Raw genomic sequence first — 14,934 nt, 5'->3', positions numbered from 1 at the left:
GTGGATTTGTGCAGCGTCCCTGTCTGAAAGCCGTGGCCCACCGCACATTTTCTCGCTGAGCGCCGAAGCTCCTACCCGCGTGCCTCTGGCTACAATGGAATGAGTACCTCACGCAGGGGCTGGGAGGGACCATGGGACGGACCGTGCTCATCCTCGATGACAGCGACTCCATCCGATACATCATCCGGGTGTATCTGATGACGCTGAAGCTGGAGTTCCTGGATGCGGACCGAGCGGAGAGAGCGCTCCGGATCCTGGGAGCCAGCCCCGTGGACCTCGTCATCGCGGACGTCAACATGCCCGGCATGAACGGCATGGAGTTCGTCCGCAGGGTGCGCGCGGACGATCGCGACGAGGTCCGCCGAGTGCCCATCATGCTGCTGACCGCGGACAAGTCACCCCACCTGGAGACCCAGGCCGCGGAGGCGGGCGCCACGACGCTCATCCACAAGCCCATCGGGAGCATGGCCCTCACGGAAGTGGTGTGCCACGCCCTGAACATCCCCGTGCCCGTCCAGGACGAGCTCGTGTCACCTTCGGCTCCCGCGTCCTCGAGCGGCTCGGCGCCGGGCAAGTCCGTCGGGGTGTGATGTGCCATGGCCCGGCCACGCGTACTGCACGTGGACGACAGCGAAGCCATCCTCGCCTTCTCTCGGGCGGCGCTGGGCCGCTGGTACGAGGTGGACACCGCCACCCGCGGGCGTGAGGCGCTCGAGCGGCTGAGCACGCTGCGACCCGCCGCGCTGCTGCTGGACCTCTCCATGCCGGAGCTGGACGGCGCGGAGGTGGTTGCCCGGCTTCAGGTGAGCCCGGAGTGGGCCTCGCTCCCGGTCATCATCGTCTCCTCGGAGCGCGCTCGGGGCGAGGCGCTGGTGGGACGTGGCGCGGTGGCCTTCCTGCCCAAGCCCCTGCGCGCCGATGAGCTCGTGCGCACGGTGGATCAAGTCATCGCCCACACCCGCGCCGCTTCGGAGCCGGGTGAGCTGCAGGTGCTTCCAATGCGCGTGGGGGAGCTGCAGCTCGCCGTGCCCCTGGCCTGCGTGCGGAACGTCCTGCTGCTGCCAGCCACGCGCCCCATTCCGGGCAGCCCCTCCTACCTCAACCAGTACATCGAGCTGCACGGCGAGCCCATCCGGGTGCTGGACCTGGCCCGCCGTTTCGGCGTCCCCCACGGCGTGGGGCACCTGCGACGCAAGCTCGTGGTGGTGGAGCTGCACGGCCAGCGGCTCGCCCTGTGCGTGGACGAGGTGAAGGACCCGCAGGAGTTCCCCGCCAGCGCCATCCACCCCACCGAAGCGCTGGGCGGAAGTCCCTCCCCCGCCTTCCGAGAGGCCCTGTACGCGCTGCTCCAGACACCGGAGGGTTTCCTTCCCCTGCTCTCTCCCGAGGCGCTCGTCGCTCCGGGGCGGTTCCATGAGCCCTGGCTCCCGGCCCAGGCCGGAGCACCCGTCTCCTCCTCGTCATGAAGCTCCTGCCCCTGCACGACGAAGTCCCTGAAGAGGCTCGTGCCGAGCTCGAGGAGCGCGCCGCCCTGCTGCGCCGCCCTCCCGAGGTGGCGGACCTGGGCACCACGCCGGTGCTCGTGGTGCGCGCGGGCGAGCACCGACTCGGGCTGCCCCTGTCCGGGGTGGAGTCCGTCTGCAGCGCGGCGCCAGAGTCCCTGACGGCAGGTCTCCTGGAGCTCCGCGAAGAGCGGCTGCCCGTGGTGGACCTGTGCTCGCGCCTGAACGTGCTGCCCGGCAACACCTCGGACGAGCTGCGCGTGGTCATCCTGCTGGCGCGAGGGCGGCGGCTGGCGCTCTCGCTCACCGCTCGCGCCCCCCACCGGACCGTGCTGGAGGCGGGAGGCTTCCGCGTCCACACCAGCGCCTCGGGCGCCCAGGCGCTGCAGCTGCTCTCGTGGGCGACCTTCGATCTGGTGGTGGCGGACGTGAGCATGACGGAGATGAGCGACCATGCGTTCACGGCCAGGCTCCGGGCCCAGCCCTCGACGCGGGCCATGCCCGTGCTCCTGGTCTCCGCGCAGGACACCCTGGCGGAGCAGGAGGCCGGGCTCGAGGCGGGCGCGGATGCCTTCCTCAGCAAGCGCGAGTGCCGGGCGGGCCGGCTGCTCGACGCCGTCGAGGAGCTCCTGGCCCGGCCCTGGGTGCGCGCATGAGCCCACGCATCCGCATCCTCCTCGCGGAAGGCTCGCCCTCGCTGGAGCAGGCGCTCGTCGAGCTCATCGCCCGCGCGCCCGATCTAGAGCTGGTGGGCCACACCCACGATGGCAGGGAGGCGCTGGAGCTGGTGCACGCGCAGCACCCCGACGTCGTCATCCTGGATGCGCTCCTGCCTCACCTGGACGGCATCACCCTCACCAACCAGCTCATGACGGAGGCTCCCTGCCGCATCCTGGTGACGACGCACACCTCGGAGGCGGGCCTCTCCTTCCATGCGAAGCGGAACGGCGCGCTGGAGGTGCTGCGCAAGCCCACGTCCGCGGCGGGGCTCGATGCCTTCGGCGAGCAGCTGCTCAGAGCCATCCGGCTGATGGCGGAGGTGCCTGTCGTGCGCCGCCGTCCCTGGCGCGGCATGAGCTCCGCGCGGACGCTCCCGGCGGGCGGGCGGCTGCATGGCTTCGGGGTGGTGGCCTCCACCGGAGGGCCTCCCGCGCTGGCCACGCTGCTGTCCCTGCTGAGACCGGGCGTGCGCTTCCCCTTGCTCATCGCCCAGCACCTCTCGGGAGGCTTCACCACCAGCCTGGTCCGCTGGCTGTCCGACGCCTCGCACCTGCCGGTGGAGCTGGCGCGCCCGGGAGCCTGGCCTCAGCCGGGCCATGTCTACCTGCCGCCGGACCGGCACCACCTGACGCTGGAGCCCACCGGTCAGCTCGCCCTGGAGCCCGCCACCGAGGTGCTCTACCCCTCGGGGGACAAGCTCCTCAGCTCGCTGGCGCGCGCCTTCGGAGCGCTGACGGGCGGAGTCGTCCTCACCGGCATGGGCCGGGATGGCGCGGCGGGCCTGCGCTCCATCCACGACGCGGGGGGCCTCACCTTCGTGCAGGACCCGGACAGCTGCGTCGTCGCCGGCATGCCCAAGGCGGCGCTCCGGGCCGGCGCCACCCGCTGGAGCCTCTCCTTGGAGGAGCTGGCCACCACGCTGCGCTCGCTCGCGGGCCCGCTGCCCGCGACTCACCCCTCCGGGAGTTCCTGATGAGACGCCTCATGCTCTGAAGCGCCCTGCTCCTGCTGACCGCCAGCGCCTCCGCGCGCGCCGAGAGTGCCCACCTGGCCAAGGTGCAGGAATCCTGGAGCGGCTGCACGCCCTGGCGCTTCCAGCGGGCGGCCAACGAGAGCTTCCAGGGCTCGGACTGGCTGTACATCGCGGTCCTCGACGGGGACGAGGCGTACGCGCTGGCCCGCCAGTCGGTGGCGCGGCTGGCCTCCACGCACCAGGCCACCGCGGAGCTCCAGGCGGTGACGGAACGGGTGGTTGGCATCGTAAAGAGCTACCGTGTGTAGGCAATGAACCTCACGCTCGTCTCGGTCGGCCTGGTCAAGATCGTCTTCGGGGGCCTGGTGGCCGCCCTGGGCATCTGGCTCGCGTTCCGCGGCCTCAACCGCCTGCTCGGCACGGACGCGGTGGAGGACTTGCGCAAGGGCAACACCGCGGCGGGCATCGTCCACGCGTCCAGCCTGCTGGCGCTCGGGCTGCTGGTGCAGCATGCCATCCAGGCGACGTTCGATGCGATGGACCTCACCCTGCGGACTCCGCCGTTCCAGCCGCTGATGGTGGGCAAGCTGATGCTGTTCGCCCTGCTCCACGTGGTGCTGTCGCTGGGCGTGGGCACCGCCGTGCTCGCCGTGGGCGTGGTGCTGTTCGACAAGATGACGCCGGGGCTGGACGAGCTGGCGGAGGTCCGCAAGGGCAACGTCGCGCTGGCCCTGGTGCTGTCCGCGATCCTCGTGGTGATTGCGCTGCTCACCGCGCCGGGGCTCCAGGCGGCGCTCAACGGCCTCATCCCCTTCCCGCAGCTCCCCGACGCGGTGCTGCGCTCGCCCGCGTGAGGAGGACGCCGCGTGGATCCTTCCTCCTCCCCTTCCAGCTCCGCGACGGTGAAGTGGCTGAGGCGCATCGCGTGGGTGCTCCTCGCGGGCTGCTGCTGCCTGTGGATGGCGCACCTCCTGGGCTACCTGGGCACTCGCACCTCCGAATCGTCACCCTCCCCGCCGGTCACGGACCTGGGCATGGTGCTCGCCCCGCCGGGCACTCCGCTGGGTCAGGCGCAGACGTACGTCTGGAGCGTGGAGGGGTTGAAGCCCTCCCGGCATCAGGTCGTGTACGGGCTGGGGCCCTCTCTCATCGAGAAGATAGAGGAAGACGACGAGGCGCTCGGGCGGCGGATGCACTTCCGCGCGCTCAGCCGGGACCGCTTCACCTTCCGAGCTCCGCCCGAGTGTCGGGTGGACATGCGCTGCATCTACGAGGAGCTGATGCGCATGAACCCCGAGCCGGTGGAGGAGCTGGGCGAGCGCTTCCTGGCGTTCACCCGCGCTCGCCAGCTCAGCGCGGCCCAGGCGGCGGAGCTCATCATCGGCTTCGTGCAGCGCATCAAGTACGAGCTGCCCGAGCTCGAGGTCCCCTTCGGCGTCACTCCGCCAGCGCTGGTGCCCGCCAGGAACAGCGGAGACTGCGACTCCAAGGCCCTGCTCGCGGTGATGCTGCTGCGCCAGGTGGGAATCGATGCGGTCGTGCTCTTCTCGGATCCGCTCGCGCACGCGGCCGTGGGCATCGGGCTCCCGGGCAGCGGCACCACGCTGCGCCATGGTGGCCGCTCCTGGCGATACGCGGAGGTGAGCGTCGAGGGCTGGCCGATCGGGCTGATTCCGCCTCGGTACGACAAGCCCCGCCTGTGGACGGTGGTGCCGCCAATGAGCCGGGACTCGGGTTGAGTGCTGGCCCGTGGAACACTCCGGATCTCGGGTGCCTCAATTACGGGCTCACGTTCGGGGCGCACAGGTCGCGGGCCCCTCGTCTCGGCGCGGGTCCCCCCATCAGCGGATGGGTCCTCCCGCGCCGGCCGTCCCGCTCTCCCAAGAAGAACAGCATTGAGCAGGCGAGCCCATTCAAGCTCCCCGCCGTTCAATGCTCGGAGTCCGGCGTGCGTGCTTGCTCGCTTGCGGAGGCGAGCACGATCTCGCCGTACTTTCCGTACTTCACGCCAACCCCATGGCGGGCCAGCAGGTCCACCAACTTCGCACCATTCACGAGCTGGAGCCTCGGCTCCTCAGCGGCAGCCTTTTGCGCCTGGGCCGAGAAGTCCGCGGTCGTCACCAGAATGCCCGAGGCCAATCGCTCCCGAGTCATCACGCCAATGAGCTCATCCACCTGCTTGCGTCCCACGCTGTTGGTCTCGCTGTAGCGCTTGACCTGGATGGCCACGTGGGTCGGATGGTTCCACTGATCGATCTTCACGGCTCGGATATCCACGCCTCCGTCACCCGGGCCACCCTGTACGACGACTTCCAAGTGGTTCATCGCTTGAACCAGCCTTCCCACCAGATGCTCGAAGGCGGTGGGATCCATCTTCTGCATCCACTCCAGGAAGCTCTGCTTTGCCAGCGCGTTGTGACGCGCAATGAGACTCTCGAGCTGGCTCGTCAGAGCCGGGACCTGTGGCCCTACCGCCCGGTGGGCATCCCCCTGGATGTATTTCCTCCACTGGAACAGCGTCTGCGTCCTTCGCTCCGCCGTGCTCGGCGCAAGTCCGGTCAGGCGCTGCAGACGATCCGCCACCTGCTCGAAAGGAATGTCTTCTCCTTCAAAGAAGGACTGAAACGGCTTGAGAGCCCGTGCCGAGCGAATAGCCTCTCGGAAACACAGCCGTTCGGCTTCGGAGCGCTCAGGAGTTGCCAAGAGACTCTTACCCTGCTCGGAAAGAGCCACCCGGCTGTCCGCGGTCCTGGTGATCATGCCCAGGATCGTCGCGGCCTGCCGATAGTACGCAAAGTGCCGCGCATCCACGTCCAGTAGCTCGAGGAGCGTCACAGGATGATAGATGCCGTCCCTGATCGCAGCCGCGAACTGCCGGACGTTCTCAAGACGATCCGCTTGAGGAATATCGACGGTTCTGTGGAGCCGTTGAGCCCCAGGTTCTGTATCGGATTGGCGATGCGGGGACACGGCTTCACGCTAACACGTGCCAGAACAGGGCAGCAAAGATCAGGTCCTCACTCACTGAGCTTGCGGATACACGGTGAGGAATCGAGTGAGTGATCCCTTGCAACATCCTGATCTGGCTCAACGCGTTACAGGGCCGTATCGTCGCTCCTCTCATCCCCTCGGCTCCGCACACTCTCGAAGAAGCAGGCCCTGCGCCTTTCCCTCCTCATGACCAACGCCTCCACGAGCCTGTTCCTCACGCTTCTGCTCTCCCTGCCCGCCAGTGCTCGGTCCGCCCTGAGCCGGGACGTGGAGCGCCACGCGACCAAGGTGGACCCCAAGGTGGTGGAGTGGCGACGCGACATCCACCAGCACCCCGAGCTCTCCCATCAGGAAACGCGCACGGCCCAGAAGGTGGCGGACCACCTCCGCAGCCTGGGTATCGAGGTCCGCACCGGCGTCGGAGGCACAGGCGTCGTCGGCATCCTTCGCGGCGGTCGCACGGGTCCCGTGGTGGCACTCCGGGCGGACATGGACGCGCTCCCGGTCACCGAACAGGTGGACCTCCCCTTCAAGTCCACCGTGCGCGCCCAGTACAACGGCCAGGAGGTGGGCGTGATGCACGCGTGCGGCCATGACACGCACGTGGCCATGCTCATGGGCGCGGCAGAGGTACTCGCCAGCATGCGCGCTACCCTCCCGGGTACGGTCAAGTTCATCTTCCAGCCCGCCGAGGAGGCTTCCGGCACCGGTCCCGGTGGCGCCGTGGCCATGCTTCGTGATGGAGCGTTCGAGAACCCCACACCCTCCGCCATCTTTGGAGTGCACGTCATCGGCGGTCATCCCGCAGGCCACGTGGTCTACCGACCGGGCGGATTCATGGCCAGCTCCGACGGGCTCACCATCATCGTGCGTGGCCGCCAGACGCACGGCGCGCTGCCCTGGGCCGGAGTGGATCCCATCGTCGTCGCGTCGCAGATCGTCCTCGGGCTCCAGACCGTGGTGAGCCGCCAGGTGGACCTCACCGCCAGCCCCGCCATCATCACGGTCGGCAGCATCACCGGCGGCGTGCGCGGTAACATCATCCCCGACGCCGTCACCATGAAGGGGACCATCCGCACCTTCGATCAGGCGATGCGCCAGCAGATCCACGAGCGCGTGCGCCGACTCGCCGAAGGCATTGCCCAGAGCGCGGGAGCCACGGCGGAGGTGGAGATCAGCACTGGCAACGGAGTGACCTACAACGATCCCTCGCTCGTGGAGCGCATGCGTCCCACCGTGGAGCGGATCGCCGGCCAGAAGATGTCTCCCGGCACGCAGAGCACCACCTCCGAGGACTTCTCCGCCTTCCAGGCTCGTGTCCCCGGCGTGTTCCTCTTCATCGGCGCAACCCCCGAGGGAAAGGACCTCGAGGAAGCACCGGCCAACCACTCGCCACGCTTCTTCGTGGACGAGCGCACTCTTCCCGTGGGCGTGCGGCTCCTCTCTCACCTCGCGGTGGACTACCTCTCGGGCCCCCAGGGCAAGGGCTCTGCCGCCCCTTGAGGCGAAGGCCTCGCCGGCCTGACAGGAATCGAGCCGCTTGACCCAGCGTGCAGGCAGGCAGGAGAGCCCCTCTCCCCCGAGCGGGTTCACGGGCCGCTCCGGGATGAGCAGGTTGCCAGGTCAGGAGGAGGGGACACATGCCTGAGAAACTGCCCAAGAGCCCCGGCGCGCCCGTAAAGGAGCCGGAGCCTCGAAAGTCACCCCAGCAGGAGCCCGAGCGGGGACCGCCGGAGGTCGATCCTCCCCGACGACACCAGCCGGAGATCGATCCGCCGAACCGTCAGCCTCCGGAGGTTGAACCACCTCGGCGAGACCCGTCCGTAGAGGACCCGGAGCGCCGTACCGAGCCGGAGGCCCAGCCTCCCGGCATCCACGAGGCGCCCGACCCCGCGGAGCACCCCATCGGTCAGCCACCGATCATCGCGTAGGCGCTCACTCACGCTCCGGGTGTGGCTGGTGAGGTCCAACCCCACCCGGCCCGTGGGATGACCGCTTGGTGGATCTTTTCCGCCCTGCCCGAACGCGGAACGAGCGGCACCGGAACGTGGGCATTCTGTTCTAGGCTCAACGCCTACCCACTTCCGCGTGCCCCGTATGCGCTCCCTGCCCGTTCCGCAAGCCCTCTGGAAGGCGCTCCCCGTCCTGATGCTGCTGTGCTCCTCGCTGCCCATGCACGCCGAGGCGCAGACGAAGTCCAGGACGCAGACGCAGACGAAGGCCAAGGCGAAGGCGAAGTCCAAGAAGACCAAGGCCAAGGCCAAGACTCCGCCCGCGGAGCCCGAGAAGACACCGGAGGCGCAGAAGGCTCCGGAGGAGGCTCCCCAGAAGGCCGCGGAGCCGGCGCCGCAGAAGCTCGAAGAGCCCGAGAAGGCCCCTGCTCCGGAGAAGGCGCCCGAGAAGGCACCCGCCCAGGCGAAGACGCCGGCCCAGCCGAAGACGCCGCCGAAGTCCAAGGCGCCCGACAAGGTCGTCGCGCAGCCCAAGGCCCCGGACCGGCCGCTGCCCCAGTCGCAGATCCAGGCGCAGGAGCGAGCCGAGGCCCAGTCGCGGATGCGCATCGGTGTCGGGCTGGATCTCTTCATCGAGAACTCGCGGATGACGGGCTCGCAGGCCATCAACGCCTCGCGGGTGGACGAGTCCTTCGACTACAGCAGCGCCACGTTCCTGTCGGCCACGCTCTCCATGAGCGTCCCGGCGCCCGTCTTCAAGGATCGAGCGCGCATCGGCGGAGCCGTACGGCTGTTCGGCAACTACAGCGCTGGCGGGGATCGCACCTTCGGGTTCGGTCTGCTGGGCCAGGCGCTGGTGACGGGTGAGTACGGCCTGCCCGTCGCGAACCAGCTGGAGGTGGTGTTCGGCGCTCGGGTGGGCCTGGCGCTGCTCCTCCCGGGCCGCGAGTTCGACCAGGAGATCGACCGGCTCCAGGTCCAGGGCGTCGGCGTGTGGAGCGTGCCGCGCACCGGCTGGCTCGGAGGCCTGTCGGCGGGAGTGCGGCGGCGGATGAGCGAGCACATCCTCTTGCGCGCGGACCTGTCCGGCCAGCTCGAGAAGCTCTACCTCTTCGCCACGAACGAGGACATCGAGGGCCTCCAGTTCGAGAAGAACTGGAGCACCTCCGGCCTGCGCCTCGGCCTCACGCTGGGCATCGAGTTCGCGCTCTGAGGCCTGTCCCCTGCTGCCCGTCCGCCTGGCGGCCGGGCTTCAGGAGGGCTGGGGCATCCACCGCGTGTCCCGGTGAGTCCTTCACTCCGAGCCCTGCGCCCGGCGCTCCGAGTCCTCCACGACGCGCCGGATCCAGGCCTCGTACTCCTCCTTCATGGGCAGTGAGGAGTCCACCTTGAGCCGACGGCGCTCGGTGGGCACCCGCCGGCCATCGCGCGGGTCCACGCCCTCCTTCACGTAGCGCTCCCAGGTGATGCCGGTGCCGCGCCGCTGCCAGAGGGGCAGCTCGTTGAAGTTGATGCCCCGCTGGAAGAGCAGCTCGTTCTTGGCCCCCACCGTGCCGCCGTCCAGCTCGCTCGTGGCCTTGCGCACGCTCCAGCCCTCCTTGCGCAACGTCCAGTAGCACCAGCCGTTCAGCGCGCAGCGCGTGGCGTCCGACTGCCTCCAGCGGAAGTAGTCCACCACCGCCCCCACATCCACGCCCAGCCAGGCCCGGCCGTCGAAGGTCGCCGGCGCCCCCGCCCCGTGCGTGAACGTGGCGCTCGCCAGACCCGCCGAGATCGACACGAGCTTCTCCACCTCCCGGTCGAAGAGCGACCACTCCGGCCGGAAGAGCACGGAGATCTCATCGCTCTGCGTATAGGCGTAGATGCCCTGGAGCTCCTCCAGCAGCGTGCTGGCCGTGCGCACCATCACCTCGTGGAACCGGGCATCGAAGGGCTTCTCGTAGCGCTCCTCCGTGAGGCGGGAGAAGCCCCGGCCATCCACGCGGAGCACCACCCAGGCGCCCGGCAGCATGCGCAGCGAGTGGAACACCTCGCCCTGGCGCATCCGGTCCGCGAGCTCATCTGGGTTCATGACTCCCTCCAATCGGTGACTTCAGTGGTTCCTTCAGGGGTGAAACGGACGAAGAACAGCGCGTCGAAGCCCTCGGCGAGGCTCGGCCAGCGGAGCACCTTCCGGGTCGCGTAGAGCGCCACCTCGGGCACGCGGGCGCGCCCTTCCCTCCGGGCGTTGCGTGCCAGGCAGTCCTCCAGGCGCGACTCGAAGGCATAGCCGACGACTCGCGCGCCATGCGCCTTGCCGACAGCGATGAGGGGAGCACGCCCTTCCGGAGTAGGGTTGGTGTTGTCCACCACCACCGAGCGACCCGCCGCGAGCGCCTCCGAGATGAGGCGCTGCTGCCGGGCCTCGCGCCTGCGAGCGTGCGGCCAGAGATCCTTGCTCACCAGCACGTGCGAGTCGGCGAAGCGCTCCCGGTAGAAGCTGCTCTTGCCAGATCCCTGCAGGCCGATGAAGAGGACGAGTTCCATGGCGGAGCCATTCCAGACGGGACATCCTGACCCGGCTGACGCTCTCCCGCCTGTCCCGTGGAGCAGACGCGAAGGAGGGGCCCCTCGTCGGAAGAGCCCCTCGCTCCGCGCACGTCATGAGACCACGCTGAGTGCGTGTCCTACGGGAGGATCGCGCTCAGGAGGCTCCACTTCTGGGAGCGCCCGGCCTTGATGTTGAGGATCGCGGTGAGGGCGATGATGCCCGCGGCCGCGACGATGTTCACCCGGCCCAGCCAGTTCACCGCCTTCTGCGCCTTGACGTCCACTTCGGACGTCTCGGCCGCGGGCTCGTTGCCCGACTCCACCGGCGGCTCACGCATGCCCCACACCCGCCCGACGATGAGCGAGCCGATGCCAGCCACGGTGTAGAGCGCCACCAGCGCATCCTTGGCCAGCACCAGGCCGCGCGTCTCGTCGTCGATCTCCCCGCCCGACAGCGCGCTGCGGCCGATGACCCAGGTCAGCGCCACGGACCCGAGCGCGAAGGCATTCACCGGGCTGAAGCCCATCCAGGCCTTGTTCAGGATTTCACCGCGCTCCTTCGTATCATCGATGGTCCGCACCGCCGGGTGCAGCGCCATCTGTCCGAAGAGCGATCCACCGAAGCCCGCCGCCAGTCCCAGGTTGTGCAGCGTCAGCGCCGAGCCAGTCCACATCGCGTTCATGGATACTTCCTCCCTTTGAGAGCGATGTGAGGGTGTGCATGACCTGGATCGGGGCCCAGGCACCCGAAAGCGCATGACCGGGGTCGGCTGCACGAGTGCCCTCCAAGAATCCGGCGCCTGATTGCTCGGCAGCCACAGCGGACACGATAGATTCCAGACATGCGTGAGCGCAGTGTTCGGAAGTCCGGGTGGCCCCCGGGAGTCGTGGTGGCCCTGCTCGTGTGCGGCGGGCTGTGGGCGGGCTGTGAGCGGAGCAACGCGCTCGAGGGGAAGCTCGAGCAGGCCATCCGCACGGCGTCCGGGAACCGTCAGCCCCTGAAGATGGAGGACGTGACCGACTTCGCCTGGAGCGAGCTCCACATCTTCGGCCCCTATTCCGCCGCCGACGAGATGCACAAGCAGCTGGGCTTCGTGTGGCTCGATGCCCGGGATGTGCAGCTGGACAGCGAGAACCTGCTCGTCTTCGTGCACGAGCGGAAGGTCGTGAAGAGCCTCCACTTCCCGCGCGCCAAGGGAGACTTCATCCTCCCTCCCGTCGCACGGTTTTTGCGCGCGGAGGCCCGGTTCGTCGTACAGGAGCCGCGCAATGGCTCCCCCAGCCTGGTCCTCGTCCCGGAGTCCATCGCGCAACAGAGCCGGAAAGATGGGGGCACTCCCTGATGCCTCGCGACGTCTCCTTCTTCGACCAGCTCGGCCGGCTCCTCGCCATGGAGCGCGATGCCGAGCGCGCCCGCTCCGCCGCCCTCGCCCAGAGCATGACCCTGCGCGAGCGCGCGGAGCACGGACTGTCCGTCCTCGATCTGGAAAGCGTCGAGGAAGAGGTGGGCCTCGGCGGGCGCATCCTCCTCACGCTCGCCCGCGCCGACCGCGCCCCGTTCCCCTCTCCGCTCAACAACGGCGACCTCGTCGCCGTCATGCCTCGCCGCGCCGAGGTCAAGGAGCCCGCTCGCGCGCTCGTCTCCCGCGCCACCCGCACCCGCCTCCAGCTCGCCTTCGACCGCTCCCCACCGCCCTTCATCCACGAGGGCCTGCTCCGCCTGGACATCGTCCCCAACGACGTCACCTATGAGCGCGTGCGCGCCGGGCTGGATCGCGTCAAGGCGCTCGACAAGGGCGCCGAGCGTCGCAAGCGGGAGGTGCTCCTCGGCAACGAGCCGCCGCGCTTCGACAAGCCGAAGGAGCTCGAGCCCACCCGCCCCCTCAACCCCGAGCAGGCCGATGCCGTGGCCCGCGCCCTGGCCGCCGAGGACTTCTTCCTCGTCCACGGCCCTCCCGGCACGGGCAAGAGCACCGTGCTCGCGGAGGTGGCCGTCCAGGCCGTGGCGCGCGGCGAGCGCCTGCTGTGCACCGCCGCCAGCAACGCCGCCGTGGACCACCTGCTGGAGCTGTGCCTGAACCAGGGCCTGCGCGCCATCCGCGTGGGCCACCCGGCCCGCGTCGCCGCCCGACTCCAGGAGCACACCCTGGACATCGTCGTCGAGGAGCACCCCGACCGCATCCTCTCGCGCGAGCTCTTCGACGAGGCCTTCGACTTGTTCGGCTACGCGCGCCGCCAGCGCACCCAGGGCCGCAGCCGCCAGCGCTTCTCCAACGCCCGCGCCTCCTCCACCGAGGCCAAGGGGCTCATGGACGAGGCCCGCGCCCTGGAGCGCAAGGCCGTGCGCGCCGTGCTCGAGCGCGCCCAGGTCGTCTGCGTCACCCTGGCCAGCCTCCAGTCCGGCCTGCTCGCCCCCGAGTCCTTCGATCTCGCCCTCATCGACGAGGCCACCCAGGCCACCGAGCCCCTCACGCTGCTGGGCTTCCTGCGCGCCCCCAAGGTCATCCTCGCCGGAGATCCGAAGCAGCTGCCGCCCACCGTCCTCTCCCAGGAGGCTGCCAAGGCCGGGCTCGGCACCAGCCTCTTCGAGCGCCTGCTCCAGGACCACGGCGAGGGCGTGAAGCGCATGCTGCGCGAGCAGTACCGGATGAACGCCCGCATCATGGACTTCCCCTCGCGCGAGATGTACGGCGGCGAGCTGCGCGCCCACGCCAGCGTGGCGGAGCGCACCCTGGCCGACGTCCTCTCCCCGGGCGCGCAGGTGGACGCACCGCCCGTCCTCTTCCTCGACACCGCCGGGAAGGGCTTCGACGAGCAGGTGGAGGAGAGCACCCAGAGCCTCTTCAACACCGGCGAGGCGGACCTCGTCATCGCCCGCGTGAAGGAGCTGCTGGCCGCGGGGCTCTCTCCCCGCGAGCTGGCCGTCATCACCCCCTACAGCGCCCAGGCCTTCCAGCTGCGCGAGCGCGTGGAGGCCCTCTCTCCGGACGTCGAGGTGGACACGGTGGACGCCTTCCAGGGCCGCGAGAAGGACGCCATCCTCGTCACCCTCACCCGCTCCAACTCCGAGGGCCACCTGGGCTTCCTCACGGATCTGCGCCGCATGAACGTGGCCCTCACCCGCGCCCGGCGGCACCTCTTCGTGGTGGGAGACTCGGCCACACTCAGCGGCCACGCCTTCTACGCCCGCTTCATCGAGGGGACGCAGGCCTCTGGCGGATACCGCTCCGCGTGGGAGTGGCCCGAGCCCTGAGAACAGGCTAAGCGGGGGCCCAGGAGACCTGAGTGCCCCCATCCTTCGAGTCCTTCACCGTTCTCTCCCAGGCCGTCGCCGTCCACGTTCGCGAGCGCAACCCGAAGGGCTCCCCCGCCGTGCTGTTCCTCCACGGCTGGCTGGACCACTCGCACACCTTCGACTGGGTGCTGGAGCACCTGCCGGACGCCTGGCGCATCCTCCTGCTCGACTTCCGAGGCATGGGGCGCAGCGAGCACATCCCCCTGGGCGCCCACTACTCCTTCCCGGACTACCTGCTGGACGTGGAGGCCGTCCTGGACGATCTCAAGCTGAGCGAGGTGCACATCATCGGGCACTCGCTCGGCGGCATCGTCGGCACCGCCTACGCCGCGGCGCGCCCCACGCGGGTGAAGAGCCTCACCCTGCTGGAGAGCCTGGGCCCCTGGGGCGGCAACCCGGACGAGGCGCTGGAGCGGCTGCGCTCCTTCCTGGATGACTCGCAACGCCCGCCGCACCGCAAGCACTACCCCACCGTGGAGGCCGCCGCGGCCCGGCTCCGGGAGAACAACCCCACGCTCACCGAGGCCGCCTCGCTCCACCTGGCCCGCCACGGCTCCGAGTCCTCCGAGGGCGGCTACCGCTTCCGCTTCGATCCGCGCCACCGCCGCCGCTTCGGCGTGAGCTGGGACGAGGCCCAGTGGCTCGTCGTCTCCTCCGCCGTCACCTGCCCGGTGCAGGTGATCCACGGCAGCCAGGGCATCCCCATGGATGACGCCCGAGCGAAAGCCCGCCTGCTCGCTCTACGCTCTCCCAAAGTGCTCACCTTGTCCGGTGGGCACCACGTCCACCTGGAGCAGCCAGAGGCCGTGGCTCGCGCGGCGGAGCACTTCATCCGCGGAGCCTCGGCTCAGCCCCAGGGGTAGGGAAAAAACCCAGCTCACCCTCCCTCCGGTGGGGAAAAGACTTTCCACCCCGAAGGGCAAGGCGGTTCCCTTCCCGGCAACGGTTGGCGACTGATCCTCGCAAGCCCCT

Annotated in this window: 17 protein-coding genes; 13 read left to right on the top strand and 4 right to left on the bottom strand. The window is 69.5% G+C overall.

Features of this window, described 5'->3' with window-relative positions; genetic code table 11:
- The first annotated feature begins 131 nt into the window (after positions 1-131).
- The 7 genes from KY572_RS31670 (at position 132) to KY572_RS31640 (ending at position 4,934) form a co-directional block, all read left to right on the top strand.
- Positions 132-590: a response regulator gene (locus tag KY572_RS31670; RefSeq protein ID WP_224247367.1), complete on the top strand. Its 459-nt coding sequence runs from the start codon at positions 132-134 to the stop codon at positions 588-590.
- Positions 591-596: 6 nt separating this feature from the next.
- Positions 597-1,466: a chemotaxis protein CheW gene (locus KY572_RS31665; RefSeq protein WP_224247366.1), complete on the top strand. Its 870-nt coding sequence runs from the start codon at positions 597-599 to the stop codon at positions 1,464-1,466.
- Positions 1,463-2,158, top strand: coding sequence for a chemotaxis protein CheV (locus KY572_RS31660; protein WP_224247365.1), 696 nt, complete (start codon positions 1,463-1,465; stop codon positions 2,156-2,158). Before KY572_RS31665 ends, KY572_RS31660 begins: the two co-directional genes overlap by 4 nt.
- On the top strand, positions 2,155-3,195 hold the full coding sequence (locus tag KY572_RS31655; protein WP_224247364.1) for a chemotaxis protein CheB: 1,041 nt from the start codon (positions 2,155-2,157) through the stop codon (positions 3,193-3,195). Before KY572_RS31660 ends, KY572_RS31655 begins: the two co-directional genes overlap by 4 nt.
- 83 nt (positions 3,196-3,278) lie before the next feature.
- Positions 3,279-3,503 (top strand): hypothetical protein, encoded by a 225-nt coding sequence (locus tag KY572_RS31650; RefSeq protein WP_224247363.1) that lies wholly within the window; start codon positions 3,279-3,281, stop codon positions 3,501-3,503.
- 3 nt (positions 3,504-3,506) lie between these two features.
- Positions 3,507-4,049, top strand: a complete 543-nt coding sequence (locus tag KY572_RS31645) for a DUF350 domain-containing protein (protein WP_224247362.1) — start codon at positions 3,507-3,509, stop codon at positions 4,047-4,049.
- Between the two features lie 12 nt (positions 4,050-4,061).
- Positions 4,062-4,934, top strand: coding sequence for a hypothetical protein (locus KY572_RS31640; RefSeq protein ID WP_224247361.1), 873 nt, complete (start codon positions 4,062-4,064; stop codon positions 4,932-4,934).
- 190 nt (positions 4,935-5,124) lie between these two features.
- On the opposite strand, the gene KY572_RS47910 is transcribed toward KY572_RS31640, so the two are convergent.
- Positions 5,125-6,165 carry a restriction endonuclease gene (locus KY572_RS47910; protein WP_224247360.1) on the bottom strand — a complete coding sequence of 347 codons (1,041 nt, stop codon included), beginning with the start codon at positions 6,163-6,165 and terminating at the stop codon, positions 5,125-5,127.
- A 207-nt stretch (positions 6,166-6,372) separates the two neighbouring features.
- On the opposite strand from KY572_RS47910, the gene KY572_RS31630 reads away from it, so the two are divergent.
- The 3 genes from KY572_RS31630 to KY572_RS31620 all read left to right on the top strand — a co-directional run bounded on the left by KY572_RS31630 (position 6,373) and on the right by KY572_RS31620 (position 9,351).
- On the top strand, positions 6,373-7,689 hold the full coding sequence (locus KY572_RS31630) for an amidohydrolase (protein ID WP_224247359.1): 1,317 nt from the start codon (positions 6,373-6,375) through the stop codon (positions 7,687-7,689).
- A 137-nt stretch (positions 7,690-7,826) separates the two neighbouring features.
- Positions 7,827-8,117, top strand: coding sequence for a hypothetical protein (locus KY572_RS31625; protein WP_224247358.1), 291 nt, complete (start codon positions 7,827-7,829; stop codon positions 8,115-8,117).
- A 166-nt stretch (positions 8,118-8,283) separates the two neighbouring features.
- Complete coding sequence (locus tag KY572_RS31620) at positions 8,284-9,351, top strand: hypothetical protein (protein ID WP_224247357.1); 1,068 nt, start codon at positions 8,284-8,286, stop codon at positions 9,349-9,351.
- A gap of 81 nt (positions 9,352-9,432) precedes the next feature.
- On the opposite strand, the gene KY572_RS31615 is transcribed toward KY572_RS31620, so the two are convergent.
- From KY572_RS31615 to KY572_RS31605, 3 genes are all read right to left on the bottom strand, one after another.
- Entirely contained in the window at positions 9,433-10,209 is a 777-nt protein-coding gene (locus tag KY572_RS31615; protein WP_224247356.1) for a tRNA(His) guanylyltransferase Thg1 family protein, read from the bottom strand.
- Complete coding sequence (locus KY572_RS31610) at positions 10,206-10,664, bottom strand: ATP-binding protein (protein WP_224247355.1); 459 nt, start codon at positions 10,662-10,664, stop codon at positions 10,206-10,208. Before KY572_RS31610 ends, KY572_RS31615 begins: the two co-directional genes overlap by 4 nt.
- A gap of 140 nt (positions 10,665-10,804) precedes the next feature.
- A complete protein-coding gene (locus KY572_RS31605; RefSeq protein ID WP_224247354.1) occupies positions 10,805-11,350 on the bottom strand; it encodes a hypothetical protein in 546 nt (181 codons plus the stop codon).
- A gap of 159 nt (positions 11,351-11,509) precedes the next feature.
- Here KY572_RS31605 and KY572_RS31600 point away from each other — a divergent pair, with 159 nt between their 5' ends.
- Genes KY572_RS31600 through KY572_RS31590 form a run of 3 tightly spaced genes read left to right on the top strand, consistent with a single transcriptional unit; the run spans position 11,510 to position 14,825 of the window.
- Positions 11,510-12,010 (top strand): hypothetical protein, encoded by a 501-nt coding sequence (locus tag KY572_RS31600; RefSeq protein ID WP_224247353.1) that lies wholly within the window; start codon positions 11,510-11,512, stop codon positions 12,008-12,010.
- The gene (locus KY572_RS31595) at positions 12,010-13,920 is read left to right on the top strand and encodes an AAA domain-containing protein (protein WP_224247352.1); all 1,911 of its coding nucleotides are present in this window, start codon (positions 12,010-12,012) and stop codon (positions 13,918-13,920) included. Before KY572_RS31600 ends, KY572_RS31595 begins: the two co-directional genes overlap by 1 nt.
- Before the next feature lie 32 nt (positions 13,921-13,952).
- The gene (locus KY572_RS31590) at positions 13,953-14,825 is read left to right on the top strand and encodes an alpha/beta fold hydrolase (protein ID WP_224247351.1); all 873 of its coding nucleotides are present in this window, start codon (positions 13,953-13,955) and stop codon (positions 14,823-14,825) included.
- Positions 14,826-14,934: the final 109 nt, after the last annotated feature.

The sequence above is a fragment of the Hyalangium gracile genome (genome assembly GCF_020103725.1).
GTDB classification, from domain to species: Bacteria; Myxococcota; Myxococcia; order Myxococcales; family Myxococcaceae; genus Hyalangium; species Hyalangium gracile.
Note: the sequence above shows the minus strand (reverse complement) of the source record. Positions and strands in the feature narration are given on the sequence as shown.